This is a genomic window from Pseudoalteromonas lipolytica (assembly GCF_001306915.1).
Lineage (GTDB): Bacteria > Pseudomonadota > Gammaproteobacteria > Enterobacterales > Alteromonadaceae > Pseudoalteromonas > Pseudoalteromonas simplex.
Map to the genome: position 1 here is coordinate 1 of NZ_LJTC01000029.1, position 910 is coordinate 910.

Sequence of the window (910 nt, forward strand, 5' to 3'; positions counted from 1 at the left end):
CCCTATCTGCCGTGGGCGTTTGAGAATTGAGAGGGGTTGCTCCTAGTACGAGAGGACCGGAGTGAACGAACCGCTGGTGTTCGGGTTGTCATGCCAATGGCACTGCCCGGTAGCTACGTTCGGAACTGATAAGCGCTGAAAGCATCTAAGCGCGAAGCAGGCCTCGAGATGAGTTCTCACTAGACTTTTAAAGTCTCTGAAGGGCCGTTGAAGACTACAACGTTGATAGGCAGGATGTGGAAGTGGTGYGAGCCATTAAGCTAACCTGTACTAATTACCCGTGAGGCTTAACCATACAACGCCAAACGCGTTTTATGACAGCGTAACAGACAGAAGTTAAGTTACTAAAGTAGACAWTTACTTGATATCAGAWTTCCAGATTTTAGTTAATTGCYAAGGCGATTAACRAACCAAATTTGCTTGGTGACAATAGCGTTTTGGACCCACCTGACCCCATGCCGAACTCAGTAGTGAAACGAAACAGCGCCGATGATAGTGTAGCAGCTGCTATGTGAAAGTAGGTCATCGCCAGGCTCCAAATTAAAGAAAGCCCGATTCGAAAGAGTCGGGCTTTTTTGCGTCTGGAGCTATCAGCCAGGTAGGTTGGGTAGAGCGGAGCGAAACCCAACATAATCCATGTGAACCTCTTCATAATTCCATGGTTAAAAATTCTTAAAATCTCTACTGGTCTAACAGCTTGGCGATCTCTAAAATGGCTTACTTCACCTTGCGCTAATACCATTCCGCTTAAATATCTGATCTAATATAGGCTATATAAAATCACCGGCTAATAACATTGAATTCAAACATATCTGAACAGCTTTTAGCGCTTTCTCGAAAAGAACCAAACGCACGAAAACGCATGCGATTGCTCGCAGTGTCTTTATTTTATGAGGGTAATAGCCGAACC

2 rRNA genes are annotated in these 910 nt (G+C 45.0%); both read left to right on the top strand.

The features are described from left to right. Positions 1-295: ribosomal RNA gene (locus AOG27_RS20845) — 23S ribosomal RNA — on the top strand; the annotation flags it as partial. A 124-nt stretch (positions 296-419) separates the two neighbouring features. Further along, a 5S ribosomal RNA gene (rrf, locus tag AOG27_RS20850) occupies positions 420-534 on the top strand. Positions 535-910 lie beyond the last annotated feature (376 nt).